Here is a 22,219-nt window from a genome sequence, read left to right as displayed (position 1 = left end):
GCGAACTGTTAAAGCAATAGACCTTTTGGCTCTCAATCATTCCATTCGCCTCGTGGCGGTACTGGTGGATTTCGTCTCAAAGTGCGGGTTAGCTCATCGTCCCGATCGCGCTCTCCTCTTAGCCACTGACGAATGGCTGTTTCTATCACCTTAGACGGATCGTTGGTTAAGTGTTTGATTTGGTCTAACAGTTGAGCATCCATAAGGATAGATATTTCTTCTTTGTCCGTTGAATGCTCTCTTTGGACGGCATGATCATTCATGTTCAGCGCTTTTGTGTTCCCCTACATTCATTTTACGACAACTTGCTCTATTGCCACCTAGAATTGGTGACTCGCTCCGTCCGAAAAAGTTCTCTGGAGTTAGAGTATCAGGAGTATTATCCCCATTTTGGGCAGAAACATTACAATACATTAAGAGCCATCCATTGCCTGTTGCCGATTTTTTTGTCACCCGATAATCTCTATGACTGATGTTCCTGTCTCTCGCATTCGCAATTTTTCCATCATTGCCCATATTGATCATGGTAAATCCACTTTAGCCGATCGCCTCTTACAGACAACAGGTACAGTGAGCGATCGCCAAATGAAGGAACAGTTCCTGGACAACATGGAATTGGAACGGGAGCGCGGGATTACCATTAAACTCCAAGCTGCTCGCATGAACTATCGGGCGCAAGATGGTGAGCAGTACGTTCTCAATTTAATTGACACCCCGGGACATGTAGATTTCTCTTATGAGGTTTCGCGATCGCTTGTCGCCTGCGAGGGCGCATTGCTCGTGGTAGACGCATCTCAGGGCGTTGAAGCTCAAACTCTGGCAAATGTTTATTTAGCCTTAGAGCATGACCTAGAAATTATTCCCGTTCTTAATAAAATAGACCTCCCTGGTGCTGAACCGGAACGAGTGATCTCAGAGATCGAAGAGATCATCGGTCTCGATTGTAGCGGAGCCATCCTGGCATCGGCAAAGGAGGGGATTGGTATCAATGAGATTTTAGAATCCATCGTACATCTGGTTCCTCCTCCCCAGGATACGATGCACCAGCCCCTGCGAGCCTTGATTTTTGATAGCTACTATGACTCCTACCGAGGCGTCATTGTCTATTTCCGGGTAATGGATGGTACAGTCAAAACCGGGGATAAAGTTCGCCTGATGGCATCCAAACAAGAATACGAAATTGATGAACTGGGCGTGCTATCACCGACTCAAATCCAGGTTGATCAACTGCACGCCGGCGAAGTAGGATACATAGCGGCGGCGATTAAAACGGTAGAAGATGCCCGTGTCGGCGATACAATTACCCTAGCCGCAGAACCCGCCGATAGCGCCTTACCCGGTTACAAGGAAGCTAAACCCATGGTGTTCTGTGGTTTATTCCCCACCGACGCCGATCAGTACGAAGATTTACGAGAAGCCCTCAATCGTCTCAAGCTCAATGATTCTGCCCTAAATTATGAACCGGAAACCTCTAGCGCCATGGGGTTTGGTTTCCGCTGTGGTTTCTTGGGCTTATTGCACATGGAAATTGTCCAGGAGCGATTAGAACGGGAATATGATTTAGATTTAATCATTACCGCTCCGTCTGTAGTCTATCGAGTGACGACGATGGATGGGGAGGTTCGGGAAATTGACAACCCCAGCTTACTCCCTCCACCCCAGCAGCGGGAAAAAATTGAAGAACCATACTGTCGCATCGAGATGATTACCCCAGAAACCTATGTGGGTACACTGATGGAACTTTGCCAAACTCGGCGGGGTGAGTTTAAAGATATGCGGTATTTAACCCAAGGGCGAACCACCTTGGTGTATGAATTGCCTCTGGCGGAAGTTGTCACCGACTTTTTCGATCAACTCAAGTCGCGATCGCGCGGCTATGCCAGTATGGAATATCACCTCATTGGGTATCGAGAAAACACTCTCGTCCGCCTCGATGTGTTAATTAATGGTGATCCAGTTGATTCCCTGGCAATGATTGTCCACCGTGATAAAGCGTACAACGTCGGTCGGGCGTTAGTCGAAAAACTCAGGGAACTGATTCCCCGTCACCAATTCAAAATTCCCCTGCAAGCCTCGATTGGTAGTCGTGTGATTGCTAGTGAACATATTCCAGCACTGCGGAAAGACGTACTGGCTAAATGTTACGGCGGGGATATTAGCCGCAAGAAAAAATTGTTGCAGAAGCAAGCCAAAGGGAAAAAGCGAATGAAATCCTTAGGTACAGTTGATGTGCCTCAAGAAGCATTTATGGCAGTATTGCGTCTTGACCCCCAGTAGGCAGAAATGTAGAGACGTGCCATGGCACTATGGCGAGATGGGGAAGCCGGGGATGTAGGGGCGGGTTTTACAGATAACTTATGGCAACAACTGATAAATTAAATAAACCCGCTCTTCTAGGGAGAATTTACGCATAGCCTCTATCTGTAGGGTGCGTTAGCCAAGCGTAACGCACCATTGGCACTATATATGCTAGATCGGCGTAAGTTCTGATTAAATTAGAGCTGATCCGAGCAGTATTGATATCCATCTTAATAGCGATCACGTCCTTATTCCCTGCTATCTGCCATCTGCCTGCTACCTTTCTTCAGTCAAGGGCTGACAAAAGCACAGAGCAAGGATTAAATTGGATGGTTGAGGGTGCATCAAGATGAAAATGCTCAAAACTCTACACTATCCCGCACGTTTAAGCCAAACCCATGTCAATCAAATTTAAGCATCTAACCGCTTCAGGTCAATTACTAAGTGCAGCTTTTTTAGTCATCATGCTGAATAGTTGCGCTCAGACTGCTTCAAATGAAATAGACTCCTCTTCTGCCTTAAGCAATTCCACAGAAACCAGTCAAGACGTAGCCTCTAACGCTGATGTCACTCCGCTTTGGTCAGATAGCTTTGCCGCAACGGATTGGCAGCAATCTTGGCAGCTTAAAAGTGAGAAACAGTGGGGTTTAGAAAATAGTGAAGTGATTAAAGACGCCGACGGCAGATATGACCAAGTTCTGCGGGTAAACTATCCGGCGGGTTCAGCTAGCCCTACAGTTTCTCGAAAAAATGATGCTCCGTTAGGGGGTACACAGTTTTATGCGGATTTAGGCTTACCTGTTAAAGAATCCCTGCGCTTGAGTTATTATGTTCGTTTTTCCGACGACTTTGACTTTGTTAAAGGAGGGAAATTGCCAGGACTTTATGGGGGTGATGGTGCTAGTGGCGGAAAAACACCTGATGGAACCGATGGGTTTTCGACGCGCTTCATGTGGAGACGCAATGGAGATGGGGAACTGTATGCCTATTTACCCACAAGTGACGAATACGGCACATCAATTGGTCGGGGGAATTGGCAATTTATCCCCGGAACTTGGCATCATATTGAGCAGGAGGTTGTCCTGAATGAACCGGGTCAAGCCAATGGTCGGGTTAAAGTTTGGTTGGATGGAACTATGGTTCTAGATGAACAAGGATTGACATTCCGTACCGTTGAAGACCTGAAAATTGATGGTATATTCTTCTCCACCTTTTTTGGTGGCGGTGATCCTTCTTGGGCAACTCCAAAAGATGTGCATGTCGATTTTGCAGATTTCTCTGTCTCCGAGGTAAGCGAGTAGCACAAGAGTTAACTTTCCTTGGGTTTAAACCCAAAGAAACAAAAGCGCAAGTCCGAATCAAGCTGACTGGATAATCATTTTAGTCCATTTTAATGGACAGTCGCTCCCTTGCCCAAAATCTGAATTCTTTGTCGGTGTCAGGGCTGACTGAAAATGATGCAATTTATCAGTCGTAATAAATTCTAAACTTATCGCGATTGTTTTGTGAAGTTATCGTACATTTTCCGGAAAACTGTTTTCTTTCAAAATAAAAAAAGTTACGATTGAATCAAGGAGTATGTTACCCACAGTTTATGAATAAAAAATAAACTCAATGCCTGAATTTACTGTAGCTATTCGCACTTACAATCGTGAAAATTACTTGCCAGCCCTGTTGGAAAGACTGCGATCACAGCGCGACACAGAAAATATAAGTTGGGATATTATTATCGTCGATAATAACAGTACAGACAATACAGCAAAGATTATCCAAGACTATCAATGCAACTGGGCTGAAGCATTTCCGCTAAAATACTTTTTTGAATCCCAGCCAGGAGCCTATTATGCAAGGCAACGCGCCATTCAAGAAGCTCAATCTCCTCTGATTGGCTTTCTAGACGACGATAATTTACCGGCATTAGACTGGGTAGCGAAAGCTTACTTATTTGCTCAGTCTCATCCCCAAGCTGGTGCTTACGGCAGTCAAATTCATGGAACGTTTGAAGTTCCTCCACCGGAAAACTTTGAACGCATTGCCGGCTTTTTACCTATCGTTGAACGCCAACAAACCATTTGTTTCAACACCTACAGAGCCAAGGGAGTATTACCCCCCGGTGCCGGATTAGTCATTCGCCAACAGGCTTGGTTAGACTGCATCCCCAAATATTTGATTTTACAAGGACCAGTTGGTCAATCCTTAGCCGCAAAAGGTGAAGATATAGAAGCCCTTATCTACATACAAAAAGCTGGCTGGGAAATTTGGTATAACTCGGAAATGCACATTGATCATTACATTCCCAAAACCCGCTTAGAAAAGCAATACTTACAGCAGTTTTTTCAGGGAATCGGCAGGGGTCGCCATCATACTCGTATGCTACGATATAAACGATGGCAACGTCCCTTTATGTTTTTCTTGTATCTGATTAACGATTTTCGTCGCCTCGCGATTCATTGGTTAAAATACCGCCGAGTTATGACGACTGATATCGTAGCTGCGAGTGAAATGTCATTGCTAGTTAATAGTTTAGCAAGTCCTTTCTATTTTAGAAGACGTTAGTTTAAAAAATGAAATTAGTTATTTGTTTATTAATTTTATGAACCAATCAACTCCCAAACATTCCCAAGAAAATCTAAAAGTAGGTGTAATTGCTAACGAATTTTTCGATCTATCTGTCAGTCGCATGGGCGGATTTGGCTGGGCGACACGGCAAGTGGCTAACTGCTTTAACGCTAACCCCAACTTAGGCGTGGATGTTGTCTTTATTGCGGGTGAATCCTACGCTCAATCGGGTCAACCCGATCCCCGAATTCATCAAACACCTCTGATCCTGCGTCAGCCTGATAAATGGGCTTATGCTCGTCGCATTTGGCGTGAAAAAATTGACTTAATCCTATCGATTGACTACCGCCCAAATTATTGCCCTTTATTTTGGCTTCTACCGCGCACACCTATCGTTCTTTGGGTACGTGATCCGCGTCCGCCAGAAGATGTCGAAAAAATTAATACAGTACGCATTCCAGGACAAGAAAATATGTTGCCCTTAGGGCTAAAATGCTTTGACTGTACATCCTTTGCTGGAGTCGTTAACCAATCAAAATGGATGGGGCGTCGAATTCTCTTTGCCACTCCTGCACCTTTTCTCAAGGATAAAGTTTTAGGAACTTACGGAGTACAACCGCCAGAAGTTTATTTTTTGCCCAATATTATTGATCTAGAACCCGGAGAGATTGTCAAAAGTGAAAAACCAAGCGTCATTTTTTTAGCCCGTCTTGACCCCTATAAACGCCCTTGGCTTTTTGCAGAATTAGCCCGCCATTTTCCGGATGTCGAGTTTATCTTTATGGGGCAACCTCATTTTCAAGGCAAGGGGGCTTGGCAACCCGATAACTTACCTGATAATGTGAAACTAATGGGTCATGTTCAAGGAGAGGAAAAAATTCGCCTTCTGGCTTCAGCCTGGGTTTTAGTTAACACCTCTATTCATGAAGGATTAGCTGTCAGCTTCCAAGAAGCACTCAAATGTGAAACTCCGTTGTTAAGTTGTGTTAATCCTCAAGATGTCGTGTCTCGGTTCGGGATTTATGTGGGGCGTTGGGATGGGAGTGGGATGGACAGTATTCCTCAATTTATTGACGGTTTGACTCGCTTGATAAAGGATCGAGAGTTACGAACTCGTTTAGGCAAAGAAGGTAGAGAATGGGTTCTAGCCAACCATAATCAATCTCAGTTTTTAGCCGCATTCTACGATTTGTGTAAACGAGCCAGAATTGGTCAAACCAAAATTAATACACTTTTAGGTAAATAAATAAGATAATCTCATCAGCAGAACGCCAAAGATATGACATTGCCTAACTTTTTAATTATCGGTACAGCAAAAGCGGGAACGACATCCTTGAATAACTATCTTGACGAGCATCCACAAATATATATGAGTCCTCGTAAAGAACTGAATTTTTTTGCCCTTGAAGGAGAACGCCAAGACGATTATTGGGGTAATTTTCAGGGAGATAGTGATACGCCTAATTTTATTACTAATCTTGAAACCTATTGTCGTTTCTTTGAAAAGGTTTCTAGCGAAGTAGCAATTGGTGAAGCATCACCCCTTTATTTGCTAAGTTCAAAAGCACCGGACACAATCAAGCACTATATTCCTGATGTCAAGCTTATCGCAATCCTGCGCGATCCGGTTGAACGAGCCTACTCTGACTTTTTATTCAATTTGAGTAGAGGCGCTGAACCAATTGCTGATTTTTCCCAAGTAATCGCAGCCGAACCCGAGCGAATTTGTCAGAACTATTGGTTTCGTTGGCATTATAAACAAAGAGGGTTTTATTATGCTCAGTTGAAGCGCTATTTCGACAAATTTGCCAGTAACCAAATTAAAGTCTATCTTTATGAAGATTTTCAAGCGGACTCTCTTTCTGTATTAAACGATATCTTTGTTTTTTTGGGTGTAGACGATAATTTTTGTCCCAATATTTCGCAAAAATACAATGTTACTTCTATTCCTAAAAATAGAACGCTTAATAAGTTTCTAGATCCTCGGAACCCAACCAGTACATTTTTGCGTAAATTTGTTTCACCTGAGTTACGTAAGTCGGTAAAATCCAGATTATTAAACTTTAACCGCCGTCCCAAGCCACCCCTGCTTCCAGAGGTTCGTAAACAACTGATAGAAGAGTATCGAGAAGACATATTGAAGCTTCAAGAGCTTCTTGATAAAGATTTAACAAGCTGGTTAACCGTTTGAGGTAAAAGTAATGCATCATCCCTTGGTTTCTGTGGTAATTTCAACTTATAATCGGCTTGAATTTCTCAAAGAAGCTGTCGCTAGCGTTGAAGCCCAAGACTTTAAAAATTGGGAACTTGTGATTGTCGATGATGCGTCTGAAGACAAAACTTGGACGTGGCTAACCACCCTAAATCAACCTAATATTAGGATATTTAAGCAACCCGAAAATAATGAACGTTCGGCAGCACGTAACCGAGGGTTAAAAGAGGCTGGCGGAGAGTTAATCATGTTTCTTGATGATGACGATTTACTGCGTAAAACTGCTTTAGTAAATTTAGCCAAACCTTTGGTCAAAAATAAAAACCTTGTCGCTTCAGTGGGCGCGAGATGGAAGTTTAAAGCGGGTGATTATGCCCTGAAAATAGAACATCCCATAATTTATTTAGAGAAATTTATTTGGTCGGAATTGCTGGCGGGTTGGTCTTCCATTTCGGGTCAGAATTTATACCGAACAACGGTTGTTAGAAAAGTGGGTGGTTATCAACCAGATCTGAGCATCTGTGAGGATAGGCAACTCTGGCTGAAAGTGGCTAAATTGGGTAAAGTTGCTCTTATTCCAGATATTGTACTGGATTACCGCGTTCACGGTAAACAGTGGCGACCGAAAAATATAGAAGAACTTAGAGAAAAAGTGTTTCAGGAGTTTATTGATAGCCTTCCGGCTACAGAGCAACCCAAGGGAAACCGGATTCGAGAAAGCGCTCGTTTGTCGCAAAGCGCGGAAAATGAATATAGAAAAGGGAACTATAGAACGGCTTGGCAGAGTTATTTAAAAGCGTCTAACATTGCACCAAAACTGGCTTTCTCTCCGTTGACTGGTCTTCCATTAATTCGCGGTCTAGCTAAGTCAATCCTGCGTCCTTTGCTGCCAAAATAGGCTAAATGAGTAATGAAAAAAATAGTGCTTATTTACCGCGACCAACTGTTACCTTATTCAGAAACGTTTATTCCGGCTCAAGTTGAAAGTTTTACGTCTTATCAAGGATTCTACGTCGGGTCTTCCTATCTTCCTAGTGCTAAATCCATGATACCAAAGGAAAACTGCCTGGTTTTGGATGATGAAAAACCTTTGCCGGGTTTTTGGAAGACAGCCTATAAATTAGCTGGCGTACTTCATCCGAATTGGCTGAAGCGCATCGAAAATTTATCACCTAGCTTAATTCACGCTCATTTTGGGTTGGATGGCGTTTTAGCATTACCTTTAGCTGGGAAGTTAGGTGTTCCGCTAGTTGTAACATTCCACGGTTATTATGCAACAGCGGAAATCGAAGTAAGCGGAAAAAATTGGTATGACTATGGGGAAGATTTTGTCAAGCGGCGGGGTCAGTTTTTTCGGGAGTTTTATGGGAGAAGGCGCGAGATCCTTTTTCGGGAAGCCGATTGTTTGATTGCCGTTTCCCAGTTTATCCGTTCTCAACTGATAGAAAAAGGATGTCCGGCGGACAAGGTGAAAGTTGGTTATATTGGCATTGATGTCGATAAATTTACGCCGGATTCCCAGGTGCAGCGAGAATCAACGGTTTTGTTTGTGGGGCGTTTGGTTGAGAAAAAGGGGTGCGACTATTTAATTCGGGCAATGGCTGAGGTGCAAAAAATTAGACCCGATGTCGAGTTAGTGATGATTGGCGATGGTTCTCTGCGTCAGAGGTTAGAAACGTTAGCGAAAAAGGGATTAAGTCGCTACCGTTTTCTGGGAGTACAAGCTCCAGAAACGGTTAAAATGTGGATGAATTGTGCTTCTGTACTCTGTGCGCCAAGTATCACGACTGATCGGGGAGAGACAGAGGGGCTGCCGATAGTTATCTTAGAAGCCATGGCAATGGGATTACCTGTGGTGAGTTCTTGGAGTGCGGGGATTCCTGAAGCTGTGGTGGATGGCGAAACAGGTTTTCTGGTTCGAGAAAGGGATTGGCAAAATCTGGCAAAATCTATCTTGACTCTGGTGCAGGATACACAGATGAGGGAAGCGTTTGCGATCGCGGCACGTCAGCGCGTAGAGCAACGATTTAGTCTGCAGCGGAATACGGCTTGCCTGGAACAGGTATACACGAGTATCTTGGGTTAATTGACGAGCCGGAAACGTTTATAAGTTCTTTTCGGCGTATTTTTTAACCAGGAAGGCGCGAAATGTCGTCAAATGCCAAAAAGCGAAAGAAAAAAAACCTTGCTAGCTTTAATACCACAGAAGCTTACAAGCAATTAAGCATCAGTGAATTACTACCCTGGAATATTGATAGTAAACCTATTACACCCAGTCCCTTTTTCCAAGAACGCTGGGCTAGATTACAATATTTTGATTTACAAAAGTATGAAGAATCGGCTCTCCCGTACTTAGAGTGATAATAAAGTCTTATGAATTAAGCTAAAGTCCCAGGGTGTAATGCTTGTAGGTTGGGTTGACAAAGGAAACCCAACTAATCCAGCTTAAAAGCTAGGTTTTCCTCAAATCAAGCCAATCGTCACACACATAAGTAAAATTTATCACACCATGTACGGGAGAGCCGGGTTGCTGCGCTATATTTTTCAGCGATGTGAACAAAATTTGCATTAAGATAGGATGTTGGATTGTATAGCAACCGCCACAACGGTTAGGACAGTCAATCACCAAATTTTTGCCATCCGCAAGACAAATCCTGGTAGCACTGGCTCACCGCTGACTGTTTCAGGATTCTCCAAGATTTCCGGTTCTTGATTGGGGCGGTAGATATAAACGTTTCTGTTTTTGCGGTCGATCAACAAGCCGAGTAATGTACCATTGTCAATATATTCCTGCATTTTCTTTCGCAATCCACTAAGGGTATCGCTCTGAGAACGCAACTCAATTACGAAATCTGGACAAATCGGTGCAAAAGAGGCTTTTTGTTCCTCACTTAAGGCATCCCAGCGCTCTAGTTTAATCCATGAAGCATCGGGGGAGCGGGTTGCTCCATTGGGTAAGGTAAAGCCAGCGCTGGAGTCAAACACTTCACCCGTGCCATCTTGTTCTGCCCAGTTCGCAACTTGTTGAGCAATTTTCATGTTGCGATTCCCTGTATCTGAAAAGGCTGGTGGCATAATAATAACTTCCCCACTGGCAGTACGCTCGATTCTCAAATCGCGATTGGCTAGACAGAATTCGTAGAATTGTTCAACACTAATCGATTTGAGAGCAGGAAAATTCACCGTCAGGGGGACACTTTGGGTTTGAATTAGCAGCGTCGTCATTATTTTTCCTCAGTTGGTTTCGTCTAGCTCAAAACTTAAATATAGCACTACGCATTAAGGTTAGGACATTGGTAAAAGCGCCAAAACCTGTTGGAGTCAACTTTTGACTTTTGACTTTTGACTTGCGCGTAGCGCTATATGATCGCAAACTGTTGTCGGGCGGTGGTTTTCTGGTGAAGACGCTGCCAAGGGGGGGAAAGCGATCGCGTCCCTAACGGCATAATCCAAAACTTTCGTACATACATTCTGGAAAATCGCGTGCAGCCGCTCAAGGTTAATGCACATGATTGTCTTCTTGTCAATGCTTAAGTCCTGATAATGTTACGTTAGCCGATTTCTCTGGGTCTTCCGTACTTAGTGTGCTAAAATATCAGTTTTAATAAGCCAGAAAGCCTACCAATCAAGGATTGTGGCTTTTAAGCGTCTTAAAAGGAATTGAAATCCGGGCAAAAATGGTTAAATCTATTGCTGTCCAATATTCAGGCAAATCAAACTAACAATTTAGCACACTAACTACGGAAGACCCAGGAATAATAGCCTTTGCCATCTCTTGATAGCCGAAAACAGCACCGATCCCAGCAAGTCCAAAATCCAATAACCCTATTCCTATCAATAATCCTCCAGCAGCAGCTAATACCCGCTCCATTACGCCTACTTTTCTTGGTCCGACATCATCGATAGAAACAGTACCACCTGAAATTTGAAGTTTTAGGTCATCTACTTGTTTTATAAATTCGCTGGCGGCGCCATCATTTAGTTCTTTGAGAAAATCTTCTAGACGACTGCTAACCAAAGGTTGTAGTTGGTCACGCTGCCAGTTTAGTAACTCACTCTCTAGCTCGCTAGCAAGATGAGTAGTCACTTCCTTCACCAATCTTTCAACCTGAGGCTTAGTTCCTTCTCGTGAAATAAAGGGGTCTTCCATACTTACAACGGAGGGGAAAAAGAAGTATAATTTTTAGCCCTTCATGATTTTCATTGGGGGATTGAAAGCTATCACAGAGCCACGAAGCAGCTATGTAGCCTTGAGTGCTTTAGGGTGAGAGATACCGAGGCAATTAAAACTCACATTTTTTGTACAATCCGAGCTTTCATCCAATTGGAATTTATGAGAATAGAAAATTTAATTAGCAATTGGTATGAAGTCCAAAGAACTTTATTTAAAGAAGCTATTCGTACATACATTTTGGAAAATCGCGTGCAGCCGATCAAGGCTAATTTACATGATTGTCTTCCTGTCAATACCCAATGAGTTGATATCAAGTGCGTCTTTTGACTGACACCGGACTTACGCAGCTACACCACATATCGTGGCAAAGGTGCGTTACGCTACGCTAACACACCCTACACATAGAGGTTTTGCGTAAGTCCAATGACGAAAACTTTAACGGAGCCATATTGCGTTGGCTGGTCAGACGATTGCCCGGACTTGATGTAGCCAGCCTGAAGAATACGAAAATCAGATTCTTTTTATTCCTTTTTCTTGAAAGCTGTCTCTGGCAACACATACTCGACAGTTACATCCTCCGTATGACGCATGATTAAAGCCCGATTGCTACTGTTAGCTAAATCAAGGTTTCTCAGCGAAGACTCTACTACATTTTCCAAAAGGATACTGCCAACAGCAGATATATTTTCCGTTGAGTTGGGTAATTTTTTACGAAGTGTAAATCCACTTAAATGTATATCCTGAATCCGATTCTGACGAGAATCCACTTTTTCGATTAGGGGTCGCATGACTAGAACGGCTTCTGTATCAGCTTGACTGATATGCGCTTGTAAAATCGTTCGCCGTATCCCTTGCCCTTTAATAATCGTATGACTGCGATTAATTTCGATGGGATGAAACAAATCAATTTCACCAATGGGTAAATTAATCTGAACTGGGTCTTCCCCAGACAGACGATTAATTAACGCCTGTAGAGGTTTAGCATCATCTTGACCATCATTGGGAATAATTCCATGGTCAATCGCCTCAACAACTTGAGGGGGAACCGATTGACTCATCGCCCAGGTACTGTTTGACCATAAACCTGCCACATCTTGCAAGGGAGTGAGAAGGCTGGCAAACCAACATAAAATGACCACAAAACCAAATAACTGGGAGACATAAAGAAAACGAGACACACTCACTTTCACTAACCGTTCCCAACCCGATCCGGCAGCGGAGATACTTTGATTCCCTCGATTCGACCACTTTTGTTGGGCAAGGTTCATCTGAGTCCAGATTTTGATAATACAGGAACTCCACTGGGCGATTAAAAAGACGGGTAAATGAATTGGTTTAAGTCGAGACTGTCGCCCCCAGAAAATGATGGTTAAAATTATCGGTCGAGTACAAAGAATCCAACAGAAAATCAGTCCAGCGGCTAACCAATACCCTTGTAACAAACAAATCGATAACGAACCGGGGGTGATCAGAGTCGTCCAGTAACTAATCCGTTGATCTAGGAGACAGTACCACATAAACCATCCCGCCTTACCCGGACCCAATCCGATCGCGCGATCGCTGTTCCGCAGCATATTCCCATACCAACGGCGCATATTCTGGTAAGCGCGATCGAGTAATGACCCAGAAATCGTCTCAATGGAATAGACAATCACATCCGGGATATAAAGCATATCGTAACCCCGGCGCAGTAACCAATACCAGGTGGTTTTATCATCGCCAGAGAGGAATTTAAACTGTCCCCACAACCAATCATCCAACGTATCCAGTTCTAACTGATCCGCAAATGTGGGATGAAGCGCAGCCTCCACCCGAAATAGGGAAAAGCGTCCCGTCAAACACATCACTTTTTGCGACAGGGACACAGAACACATTTGATAATGACGCTGGGATAGGCGTAAATGGAACCATTCAGAAAACAGATACGATCCCTCAACAATTGGTAATTCATCCGTTGTCAGCGCCCCCATTTTGGGAAATAGGCGAAAAAATGGCAAGCAGCGACGTAAGGTTCCAGGTGTTAGTTCAGAATCGCCATCCATTAAACCAACAACGGCATTTTGGGGTAGATTTAAACGCGCTAATTCTCGTAATCCATCCGCCATGGCTTTGCGCTTTCCTTCCCCCGTCTGCACCATTTGGATCAAACGAATACAACTAAGTTCAGGATCAACGGATTTAAGTACCTTTAAGATGGCAGCATTTTCGTCATCACTGCTACTGGTAACTAGCAGCGTCAGGGGATAAGAGAGGCTTTGGGCTTCTTGGGCGATTACCCGGAAAACTCGTTCCGTGATCCAAGGTTTTTCCTTATAGGTTGGGACTAATAAGCAAACAGGAGGTAACTTATCCAGGGGGATGCGATCGGCTTGTTTACGCCACCGGGGAAAAACCCAGTGTAGGTAAATCCGAGAACGAATCACTTGCAGCGCCCACCATGACCATCGCCAAATGCCGATCAGCCCCATACTAATTAAACCGGATATGCCTAATAGGTCTAATTGTTCTGGGTTACGCAGCAGGTAGAAGCCAATAAAACCGAAGGCGGAAAGACACAGAAGGGCTAACCCGTTGAGATAGGACGAGATGTTTTGCCAACGAAATAATCGAGTCATAGAGTTTGTGGGTGTAGAGATGCTTCTCGCATCGCGTCTTTAATTGTGTGTAGGGGCGGGTTTCACTACTATCATTTGTCACCTCACCTAGATGTAACTAAACCCGCCCTAACCGAGTGAGATCACGGTTATCGTTTTTTACCTCACAAAAGAAGTAAATAAACCCGCCCTAACTGCCTGCAATCAAGGGAATACAGATAAAAAAAATGGGGAGACAAATCCCAATTCAACGATTACCAAAAAGTTTCTTCGGAAACGTCAGCCTCGCTGCTTGTCCCAATCCACAGAACTGTTGGGAATTCTTATGTTGCGGCGGCGGTGGAATCCGTACTGTAATTCGGGTTAACGGTTGTCCCACTAATTTAGGCGGAATCGCAGGCTGTAGGGCTTGAACCTGGGTCAACTTATTAAGCTGCTGCATATTACTAATCGGCTGAATCAGGTCAATTTCACCCTTGACTGTTTGGGCATAACCTGCTAATCCTACAGTCACAGGTTTATCGGTATTGATTGAACTGGCTTGTTCAGCACTAACTACGGTTTCTACCCACAGGTTATTGCAATCAAGCAACGTAACAATTGGTTCTAACTGATTAACCTGTTCGCCTTGTTCTCGTTCCGTAGTGTAGACAACACCCGCAAAGGGGGCTGACACGTTTTGCACTTTACGTTCGCTTTGCAGTTGTTTGAGATCGTTGACCAGAGAAGGAGCATTTTTTTGGAGAGACTGGCTGTTATTTAGCTGCTGCTTGAGTTTAGCCAATTGCGCTTCCATCGTATTTACCACAACGGATTGCTGTTGAATCGTCTGCTGTAAAGTAATCCGTTGATCGGACAGAACCCCGCCCATAATATTATTGCGATTACTGCGAGCAATACCCGCTTGGGCAGCATTGACTGCCTTTTGCGTCCCATCCAGGACAGATTGGGCTTGCTTGACTTCCGCTTGTGCCGATTGCCAGACTAAGCGCAACTGATCGGTTTCCTGTGCGGATACACCTCCTGCTTCTAATAGGGTTTGATACCGTTGGTAATCTAATTGGGCAGCTTCAGCTTTTGCCTGTGCCGCTTGAACTACAGCTTGCTGTTCCTTAATCGAATCTAAGCCCAGTTCTACATCCACTTGTCGCACGGCTTGGTCTCGACGTTCAAGTTGCTGTAACTGAGTTTTCAGTAATGCTAGGGACTGTTTTGCCGATGCTAGCTGAGTGGCATTCACCTGAATTTGCCCTTGTAATTCGAGACTTTCAAGCTGATTGCGGATTTGTTCTTGTTCTTGGGCGCGTTCTAGGCGGAGTAGGGCTTCTTGTTCTTGGGGACTAGGTTCTTGACTAATCCGGGCGAGAAGTTGTCCTGATTTCACAACCACTCCCGGCTGGGCGTAAAATGCTTGAATATTACCCGTGGTTGGCGCTTGTAACCGCACAATTCGCCCGTTAATCGTGCTACCGTCTACAACTAAGTGACTGAGGCGATAGCCAATGGAGGCAATCCCCACACCGACTGCCCCTAATCCCAGCACCACAAACCCCGTTCCCACCAGGAAACGCCAGGATTGAGTGGGTTTTTGGACTTCCGCCGTGGGTGAATCCTGTTCCTCCTCTGGGCGAACTAATTCCGTCCAATCGGGTGATGGACTAGGGGTTTTAAGATGGTGTCCTTGAACTAAATCAATCCCGACTTCTTCCACCAGTGAGAGGGTAACCGCATCGCTGACAAATTTAGCCGCCACCTGACTCAGCGCCTGAATGCCTTCGAGAATGGCTTTGGTTAAGACACGACTACTCGGTTCTGTTTTTAGGCGTTGGATGAGTTGACCATCAACTTTAACCAGATCAACCGCCAGTTGTTGACATTGGAACAGCGTTAATTCGCGACTGGCAAAGTTATCCAGAACGATCGCACAACCGAGACTTTTGAGTTCGCGGACAAATGCCCGAATTGTGGGAAAATCTTTGGCGATGGTCGATTCGGTTAGCTCAAAACTCAGTTGCTTCGGGTCAACCCCAGACTGATCTAAGAGGGTTTCAATATATTCGATTAGTTCAAAGTTATTTAATCCCTCTCCCGAAAGATTAATAGACAGGCATCGATCCGGCTGTTCCGCTAAGAGTTCTATTGCCTTGCGAATGACGGCGCGATCAGCCTTTTGCAATTGTCCTGTATCCGACAACGTGGGTAAGAATTCCTGGGGTAAGTGCAGATTTCCAGCTTCGTCTCGCCAACGCAGGAGTATTTCATTGTGTAATACAGCACCAGTCTTTGCTTGATAAACTGGCTGAAACCACAGTTCTAACTTCCCGGTGCTGAAGGTATCAGCTTGAGCGAGGACAGACTCTGGCGAGTTTAAGGTCTCTAGCAGCATAAATTAAGTTCAAGCAGGTGGATACAACTTAAGCACCGAAATTAATGTCTCTGACGCAAAAACTGCCAGAGAACTCCCCTCAGAAACGTCCCAGCAACGTTGTGCCAGGTTACAGCCTCACTTCGAGCCGTGAGGATCGATCGACAACCTTTGAGCCAAAATAAATTGGGCAGTTTTGTCAGTTAATCAGGTCAAACTTTTGAGGTATGGCAAGTCAACGATCAAATCATGCACCCTAAACCGCGTTCGCTTGCCTAAAATCTAGTTGTGTTAAGAAAGTTCAACCAATATCATAACCACAGGCAAAAGCGATTGTCAGGGTTTGGGCGTTTAATTTGTCTCAATTTCACGTTCTGAAAGGAATGAAGCGATTTTAAGGATGGCGATGACTTGCCAATGTGGGTTTAAATGTAACATGGTAGAGCTGAATCAATTTACTCAAAGTAGCCCACAAGGTCGTTCTATCCTGAAAAACCTATGAGAATTCTAGTTACAGGTGGTGCTGGTTTTATTGGCTCCCATCTCATTGATCGGTTAATGGAAGCCGATCATGAAGTTCTCTGTTTAGATAACTTCTATACTGGCACCAAGCGCAATATAGTTAAATGGCTGGATAATCCCTACTTTGAGCTGATCCGCCACGATATTACGGAACCGATTCGACTAGAGGTTGACCAAATTTACCATCTGGCTTGTCCCGCTTCGCCGATACACTATCAGTACAATCCTGTCAAGACCATTAAAACCAATGTCATGGGAACCCTCTATATGTTGGGGTTAGCCAAGCGGGTGGGGGCAAGGTTTTTATTAGCCTCAACCTCAGAAGTGTATGGTGATCCGGAAGTCCATCCTCAAACGGAAGAATACCGAGGAAATGTTAATCCAATTGGACCTCGCAGTTGTTACGACGCTGAGACTGAGATTTTAACGGAAAATGGCTGGGTTCCTTTTCCCGAATTACAGCCAGGGGTGCGAGTAGCGACTCTCAATCCCGATAATCAAGTCGAGTATCACGTCCCGGATGAGTATATTGTGCAGCCTTACGTGGGCAATTTGCTCCGGTTTGCCAATGCGAAGTTCGATCTGTGTGTAACGCCAAATCACTGGATGTATGTACGCAGCAAAACCGGAAAATTGCAATTTATGCGTGCGGATGAAGACCGACATTGGCATTCTTGGCGTGTCCCTACCGGGGGTGAGTTTCATGGAGCAGAGTCAGAATGGTTTGAACTGGGAACTCCGCCGGAAAATGCCAAAGTGAGAGTCGAGCGAATTTCCATGGATGATTGGTTGGAATTCCTCGGTTACTATATTTCTGAAGGCTGCGTTCATGTCCGACGACGAGGGCGAGTTGTCGGTGGACGTGACTATGAGGTGGCTGACTATAACATCCTGATTGCCCAAGAAAATCCAGAGGGTCGAGCTAAAATAACCCACTGTTTAAACAACCTCGGCTTTAAGTTTTTCTCATCAGATGACCACCAATTCCGGATTTGTAGTAAACAACTGGCGGAGATTTTATGTCCTCTGGGTAAGTCGGGTGAGAAATATATTCCGCGCCAGTTTTTATCGTTATCCAAGCGTCAGTCGCTGATTTTGTTTAAGGCATTAATCATGGGAGATGGTTCCCAGCGCGGAGATGGCTATGTTTATTACACGAAATCAAAACAACTGGCTGATGATGTCCAAGAGTTAGCCATGCGTTGCGGTTATGCGGCGTCTGTTGTGTCTCATGCTGTGGGTCGTGATTTATATCGGGTGAATATTCGACCGACGAAAGACGCTCATTTAGTCACCCCAGAGCCATTTCGATATGCTGGCAATGTTTACTGCGTTAATGTGCACAATCATGTGGTGTGTGTGCGTCGCCATGGACGAGTCGCGTTTTGCGGCAACTGTTACGACGAAGGGAAGCGAGTGGCGGAAACACTGGCGTTTGACTACCATCTGCAAAATGGTGTAGAAATTCGTGTCGCCCGTATTTTTAATACCTACGGATCTCGGATGCTGGAAAATGATGGGCGCGTCGTGAGTAATTTTATCGTGCAAGCTTTAAAGGGTGAACCCCTAACGGTGTATGGAAAGGGTTCACAAACTCGCAGTTTCTGTTATGTGTCGGATTTGGTTGAAGGATTAATTCGGTTGATGAATAATGATCATACCGGACCGATTAATCTGGGGAATCCGGATGAGTATACGATTTTACAACTGGCTCAAGCGGTTCAACAAATGGTCAATCCGGATACAGAAATTATATTTAAGGATCTACCGCAAGATGACCCGCAACGTCGCCGCCCCGATATTACCAAAGCCAAGACTTTACTGGGTTGGCAACCGACGATACCCTTACAGGAGGGGTTGAAAACAACTGTTGAGGATTTCCGCGATCGCTTAACGGCTGAAGGGTATTCCCTGGTTTCGAGCTAAGCGATTACAGTATTAAGTCAGGGGGCTTACCAGCAAACGAATCAATCAGCTAGATAGCCCTGATTCCTACCATCTACCAGAGAGGATCAGCTCATGCGCGTTTGTGTTATCGGTACTGGATATGTCGGCTTAGTAACCGGAGTTTGCTTAGCCCATATCGGACACCATGTTATCTGTGTGGATAACAATGAAGAAAAAGTCAAATTGATGAAATCAGGACAGTCACCAATCTATGAGCCGGGACTATCGGAACTGATGCAAGCTTGCAGTAATGCGGGCAGTTTGGAGTTTACCTCAGATTTGGCGAGGGGTGTCGCTCATGGCGAAATTCTGTTTATTGCGGTGGGAACGCCAGCATTACCCAATGGTGAAAGTGATACTCGCTATGTGGAAGCGGTAGCCCGTGGGATCGGCAATCACCTGAATGGGGGCTATAAGGTGATTGTGAATAAGTCAACGGTGCCCATTGGTTCTGGGGATTGGGTACGAATGATTGTACTTGATGGTGTAGCCGATCATACGACGTCAGACACAAGTGTTGAGTTTGACGTGGTGAGTAATCCAGAGTTTTTGCGGGAAGGGTCAGCGATTTATGATACCTTTAACCCCGATCGCATCGTGTTGGGAAGCAATAGCGATCGCGCCATTGCCATGATGAAAGAACTCTACGCTCCTATCGTTGAGCGTCAACCTGCAGAAGATAACTCCCTACCGCCTGTCCCTGTGGTGGTGACGGATTTGAGTTCGGCGGAGATGGTAAAATATGCCTCCAATTCCTTTTTAGCCACGAAAATTAGCTTCATTAACGAAATCGCCAATATCTGCGATCGCGTGGGCGCGGATGTGACTCAAGTCGCCAAAGGGATTGGTTTAGATACTCGCATTGGTGGTAAATTCCTGCAAGCTGGGATTGGTTGGGGCGGTTCCTGTTTTCCTAAGGATGTCTCCGCGTTGATTCATACGGCTGATGACTATGGGTTCGATGCTCAGCTACTGAAAGCGGCGGTTAGTGTGAATGAGCGTCAGCGCTTAATTGCTGTGGAAAAACTCCAGCAAGAACTCAAAATCCTCAAAGGTAAAACGGTGGGACTTCTGGGATTGACCTTTAAGCCGGATACTGATGATATGCGAGATGCTCCAGCACTGATTCTGATTGAAAATCTCAATCGGTTGGGAGCAAAAGTCAAAGCCTATGACCCCATTATTTCCTCTAGTGGTATGAGTCACGGTTTATCCGGTGTGCAGGTGGAAGGTGATCCTGATCGCTTGGCTGATGGCTGTGACGCCTTGGTATTAGTCACCGACTGGGAACAATTCCAGACTCTGGATTATGGCAAGATGGCAAAGCTGATGCATAATGCTGTACTCATTGATGGTCGTAACTTTCTCGATCCTAAAGTGCTAGAAGGCGCAGGGTTCCGCTATGTCGGAATCGGGCGGTGAACTACCCCACACCGAACTCGGTTGATCGGGTTCGGTGTGGACTTTTGTACCAGTTGACAGCGAATAAATTCGCCGCGTCGGATTTCATCTCCGATTTGAAAAATACGGGGCTTCCATCCTCCCGCTCTTTATCTGTGAATTCACTCAGAATTAACTGAACTTTACTCCTTTGTGCCTCATATCTATTATCCTTTCACCAGCGAATATTTGGAATAGTGAATCAATACTTTAGCCCCAGGGGATTTGGGAGGTTTTGACGCGCTACACTCTGTACCCCCTTGGCAAATTTCTTGAATATGTTAAAACTGAGAAGTTAAGGCGTGGTTGTAGATTAATGCTCAATTGCAGCTCCAATGGCTTAAGGGTTCTGGAGCCTCTGTCAAACTACGCATTAAACTAGATATGGACTAACTCCTCTTGAGCGGATCTAAAAATTATTCAGGGGTGCAATTTTCGCTCTAAGAGCAAACAATCTGTGAAACTATGGTCTAGGAAAGGAGTACCCATTCTCTTAAGTCAAAGTATCTCCATCTGTCATCGTGTTGCACAAGCCAACACAGCTAGCTGATTAGACCTTTGATCAAAGGGGATTGACTGAGGCGCGATCGCTGTTTCGGTAACGAGCGAAGCCATAGTAACTCAATGGTTTCGGCAATCCATGCCTGTACCTTTGGGTAAACTTAGCTTAGGACGGATTTAGGCTTTGCCTTACCGTTTTATTTAGAGCTAAACGTTTCTGTGGCTTGGCAAAAGTTTCAGGGGTGGGGATTAGTTCCTAACTAAACCATTGTGCTAAGAGTGCCATAAATATGGCAGGAATTGACCTGTCAATTTTCTGGAATTCAGGCGTAATCGGGTGATTTTAGCTAGAACAGGTGGATGTTTATAACCAAAAAACATCATCGGCTCTCTTCGGTTATCAATAAAACAAGATTCAACCTTAATTCAACTGAGGTTGTATGAGTCGCCAATGATTAATTCATTTGCTAGAGTGGCGACAGGGTGCAGGGCAAACATCAATCGGTCAAACAAACTCCGGTAATGAACTTAATAGTCCCTGATTCTCAACGATTCGGCTTTCTTAAGCCGCTGCTATGGATTAATTTGCTTAGTATTGGATCACTTATCGCTTTTTGGACGCTAGGATTACTTGAAATTAAACCCGCTCAGGCAACTCTATCTGACTCAGAGGTTGCCAATCAGCAAGATATTGGAGGAGAAAAATCATCTGATGATTTCACATTATCTCTGAATCAAGCAAAGCGCTCGCATCAACGGGTGTTTGAACTGAGCCAACGTCTAGATAATGCTCCCGTCTATGGCCACAGGGTTGGCAACGTCTCAGGGTTAGATGCTTCTCCATCGATGAACCTGAATCCTAAACCTTCAGTCATCGCGTTTGAAGCCAATGCTAAAGCTGGTAAAAAAGAAACACTTGACCAAACCGTTCCAGCGAGACACGATGAGCAACAGAGTCAGGAAAATAGTCCCGCCCCCACCGATATAGAGGAAGCAGAAAGTAGCACGTATCTCAGGACTATTCCTTCCCCCATCCCCAATCTTCCGATTCAAGCAAGTATATCAACTCAGTCGGGTTTATCAGAACTGGCTCTAAATTCTTCCCACCAAACCTTAAACATTCAGGAAGAGTTTCTGACTCCCGAACTTTCCTCTAATCAGAATTGTCAAGATCAAACCACCTGTAACCCAACACTTGCCCTCGAAACCTCTGTCAGGTTTAGAGATAACTTCGACTTGAAGGTGGCGCAGCTTCCTACCCTCTTACAAAATTCATCTCCTTTACCTGTACCGACGAATACTATTCCTCTAGGTTCTACAGGCTCTAACTCAGGCTCAGGGCAGCTCCCCGCTTTTCCCTCTATCATTTCACCCACTCTGCAACCCCAGGGTGCTAATCCCTACAACCAAACATGGGGACAGCCCTCTTCCTTTAACCAAACGCCCAACATTATCCCTATGCCCGGTACTGGAGCGGCTATGGGCATCAATTCCTACAACCCCACCTGGGGACAATCCCTTTCGGTGACTCAAACGCCCAACATTATCCCTATGCCCGGTACTGGAGCGGCTATGGGCATCAATTCCTACAACCCCACCTGGGGACA

General features: G+C 44.8%; 16 protein-coding genes and 4 pseudogenes. 15 read left to right on the top strand and 5 right to left on the bottom strand.

Translation table 11 applies throughout. The features are described 5' to 3' along the window. Positions 1-32: 32 nt before the first annotated feature. Positions 33-263, bottom strand: coding sequence for a hypothetical protein (locus ACLGGO_RS06745; protein WP_446418729.1), 231 nt, complete (start codon positions 261-263; stop codon positions 33-35). Between ACLGGO_RS06745 and ACLGGO_RS06740 the strand changes: the two genes are divergently transcribed. The 9 genes from ACLGGO_RS06740 (at position 252) to ACLGGO_RS06700 (ending at position 9,430) form a co-directional block, all read left to right on the top strand. Next, entirely contained in the window at positions 252-473 is a 222-nt protein-coding gene (locus ACLGGO_RS06740) for a hypothetical protein (protein ID WP_446418728.1), read from the top strand. The genes ACLGGO_RS06745 and ACLGGO_RS06740 overlap by 12 nt on opposite strands. After that, a complete protein-coding gene (gene lepA, locus ACLGGO_RS06735) occupies positions 466-2,277 on the top strand; it encodes a translation elongation factor 4 (RefSeq protein ID WP_446339351.1) in 1,812 nt (603 codons plus the stop codon). The genes ACLGGO_RS06740 and lepA overlap by 8 nt, the downstream gene beginning before the upstream one ends. A 419-nt stretch (positions 2,278-2,696) precedes the next feature. Further along, positions 2,697-3,599, top strand: coding sequence for a polysaccharide lyase (locus ACLGGO_RS06730; protein ID WP_446418727.1), 903 nt, complete (start codon positions 2,697-2,699; stop codon positions 3,597-3,599). Between the two features lie 313 nt (positions 3,600-3,912). Then, the gene (gene hpsE, locus ACLGGO_RS06725) at positions 3,913-4,854 is read left to right on the top strand and encodes a hormogonium polysaccharide biosynthesis glycosyltransferase HpsE (RefSeq protein ID WP_446418726.1); all 942 of its coding nucleotides are present in this window, start codon (positions 3,913-3,915) and stop codon (positions 4,852-4,854) included. A 37-nt stretch (positions 4,855-4,891) separates the two neighbouring features. Further along, positions 4,892-6,103 carry a glycosyltransferase family 4 protein gene (locus ACLGGO_RS06720; RefSeq protein ID WP_446418725.1) on the top strand — a complete coding sequence of 404 codons (1,212 nt, stop codon included), beginning with the start codon at positions 4,892-4,894 and terminating at the stop codon, positions 6,101-6,103. A gap of 33 nt (positions 6,104-6,136) precedes the next feature. After that, a complete protein-coding gene (locus ACLGGO_RS06715) occupies positions 6,137-7,048 on the top strand; it encodes a sulfotransferase family protein (RefSeq protein ID WP_446418724.1) in 912 nt (303 codons plus the stop codon). A gap of 10 nt (positions 7,049-7,058) precedes the next feature. Further along, positions 7,059-7,967: a glycosyltransferase family 2 protein gene (locus tag ACLGGO_RS06710; protein ID WP_446418723.1), complete on the top strand. Its 909-nt coding sequence runs from the start codon at positions 7,059-7,061 to the stop codon at positions 7,965-7,967. Positions 7,968-7,979: 12 nt separating this feature from the next. Continuing rightward, positions 7,980-9,155 (top strand): glycosyltransferase, encoded by a 1,176-nt coding sequence (locus tag ACLGGO_RS06705; protein WP_446418722.1) that lies wholly within the window; start codon positions 7,980-7,982, stop codon positions 9,153-9,155. 62 nt (positions 9,156-9,217) lie between these two features. Continuing rightward, positions 9,218-9,430 (top strand): hypothetical protein, encoded by a 213-nt coding sequence (locus ACLGGO_RS06700; RefSeq protein WP_446418721.1) that lies wholly within the window; start codon positions 9,218-9,220, stop codon positions 9,428-9,430. Positions 9,431-9,691: 261 nt separating this feature from the next. Here the strand turns inward: ACLGGO_RS06700 and ACLGGO_RS06695 are convergent, their stop codons facing one another. Next, entirely contained in the window at positions 9,692-10,294 is a 603-nt protein-coding gene (locus ACLGGO_RS06695) for a Uma2 family endonuclease (RefSeq protein ID WP_446375403.1), read from the bottom strand. A 493-nt stretch (positions 10,295-10,787) separates the two neighbouring features. Beyond that, positions 10,788-11,219: a hypothetical protein gene (locus ACLGGO_RS06690; protein WP_446418720.1), complete on the bottom strand. Its 432-nt coding sequence runs from the start codon at positions 11,217-11,219 to the stop codon at positions 10,788-10,790. A gap of 30 nt (positions 11,220-11,249) precedes the next feature. Between ACLGGO_RS06690 and ACLGGO_RS06685 the strand changes: the two are divergent. Next, positions 11,250-11,546, top strand: a pseudogene (locus ACLGGO_RS06685) (IS701 family transposase); the annotation flags it as partial. Positions 11,547-11,764: 218 nt separating this feature from the next. Here ACLGGO_RS06685 and ACLGGO_RS06680 read toward each other — a convergent pair. Together ACLGGO_RS06680 and ACLGGO_RS06675 are read right to left on the bottom strand one after the other, a co-directional pair. Further along, positions 11,765-13,858, bottom strand: coding sequence for a glycosyltransferase (locus ACLGGO_RS06680; RefSeq protein ID WP_446418719.1), 2,094 nt, complete (start codon positions 13,856-13,858; stop codon positions 11,765-11,767). Positions 13,859-14,084: 226 nt separating this feature from the next. Beyond that, positions 14,085-16,223, bottom strand: coding sequence for an EAL domain-containing protein (locus tag ACLGGO_RS06675; RefSeq protein WP_446418718.1), 2,139 nt, complete (start codon positions 16,221-16,223; stop codon positions 14,085-14,087). A gap of 477 nt (positions 16,224-16,700) precedes the next feature. On the opposite strand from ACLGGO_RS06675, the pseudogene ACLGGO_RS06670 reads away from it, so the two are divergent. From ACLGGO_RS06670 to ACLGGO_RS06650, 5 genes and pseudogenes are all read left to right on the top strand, one after another. Continuing rightward, positions 16,701-17,136 (top strand): annotated as a pseudogene (locus ACLGGO_RS06670) (GDP-mannose 4,6-dehydratase); the annotation flags it as partial. Positions 17,137-17,330: 194 nt separating this feature from the next. Further along, positions 17,331-17,996: pseudogene (locus ACLGGO_RS06665) on the top strand (LAGLIDADG family homing endonuclease); the annotation flags it as partial. An 18-nt stretch (positions 17,997-18,014) separates the two neighbouring features. Next, positions 18,015-18,650 (top strand): annotated as a pseudogene (locus ACLGGO_RS06660) (GDP-mannose 4,6-dehydratase); the annotation flags it as partial. A gap of 93 nt (positions 18,651-18,743) precedes the next feature. After that, positions 18,744-20,093: a UDP-glucose dehydrogenase family protein gene (locus ACLGGO_RS06655; RefSeq protein ID WP_446418717.1), complete on the top strand. Its 1,350-nt coding sequence runs from the start codon at positions 18,744-18,746 to the stop codon at positions 20,091-20,093. Between the two features lie 1,041 nt (positions 20,094-21,134). Further along, a partial coding sequence (locus ACLGGO_RS06650; RefSeq protein ID WP_446418716.1) for a hypothetical protein occupies positions 21,135-22,219 on the top strand: 1,085 nt, incomplete at its 3' end.

This window comes from Coleofasciculus sp. (assembly GCF_046565525.1).
GTDB lineage: Bacteria > Cyanobacteriota > Cyanobacteriia > Cyanobacteriales > Coleofasciculaceae > Coleofasciculus.
This window is presented reverse-complemented; position numbering and strand designations above follow the sequence as displayed.

Excerpts from the sequence above, each read along its gene's own strand:
- ACLGGO_RS06740 (WP_446418728.1), top strand. The coding sequence starts at position 252 with ATGATCATTCATGTTCAGCGCTTTTGTGTTCCCCTACATTCATTTTAC.
- ACLGGO_RS06745 (WP_446418729.1), bottom strand. The coding sequence starts at position 263 with ATGAATGATCATGCCGTCCAAAGAGAGCATTCAACGGACAAAGAAGAA.
- lepA (WP_446339351.1), top strand. The coding sequence starts at position 466 with ATGACTGATGTTCCTGTCTCTCGCATTCGCAATTTTTCCATCATTGCC.
- ACLGGO_RS06730 (WP_446418727.1), top strand. The coding sequence starts at position 2,697 with ATGTCAATCAAATTTAAGCATCTAACCGCTTCAGGTCAATTACTAAGT.
- hpsE (WP_446418726.1), top strand. The coding sequence starts at position 3,913 with ATGCCTGAATTTACTGTAGCTATTCGCACTTACAATCGTGAAAATTAC.
- ACLGGO_RS06720 (WP_446418725.1), top strand. The coding sequence starts at position 4,892 with ATGAACCAATCAACTCCCAAACATTCCCAAGAAAATCTAAAAGTAGGT.
- ACLGGO_RS06715 (WP_446418724.1), top strand. The coding sequence starts at position 6,137 with ATGACATTGCCTAACTTTTTAATTATCGGTACAGCAAAAGCGGGAACG.
- ACLGGO_RS06710 (WP_446418723.1), top strand. The coding sequence starts at position 7,059 with ATGCATCATCCCTTGGTTTCTGTGGTAATTTCAACTTATAATCGGCTT.
- ACLGGO_RS06705 (WP_446418722.1), top strand. The coding sequence starts at position 7,980 with ATGAAAAAAATAGTGCTTATTTACCGCGACCAACTGTTACCTTATTCA.
- ACLGGO_RS06700 (WP_446418721.1), top strand. The coding sequence starts at position 9,218 with ATGTCGTCAAATGCCAAAAAGCGAAAGAAAAAAAACCTTGCTAGCTTT.
- ACLGGO_RS06695 (WP_446375403.1), bottom strand. The coding sequence starts at position 10,294 with ATGACGACGCTGCTAATTCAAACCCAAAGTGTCCCCCTGACGGTGAAT.
- ACLGGO_RS06690 (WP_446418720.1), bottom strand. The coding sequence starts at position 11,219 with ATGGAAGACCCCTTTATTTCACGAGAAGGAACTAAGCCTCAGGTTGAA.
- ACLGGO_RS06680 (WP_446418719.1), bottom strand. The coding sequence starts at position 13,858 with ATGACTCGATTATTTCGTTGGCAAAACATCTCGTCCTATCTCAACGGG.
- ACLGGO_RS06675 (WP_446418718.1), bottom strand. The coding sequence starts at position 16,223 with ATGCTGCTAGAGACCTTAAACTCGCCAGAGTCTGTCCTCGCTCAAGCT.
- ACLGGO_RS06655 (WP_446418717.1), top strand. The coding sequence starts at position 18,744 with ATGCGCGTTTGTGTTATCGGTACTGGATATGTCGGCTTAGTAACCGGA.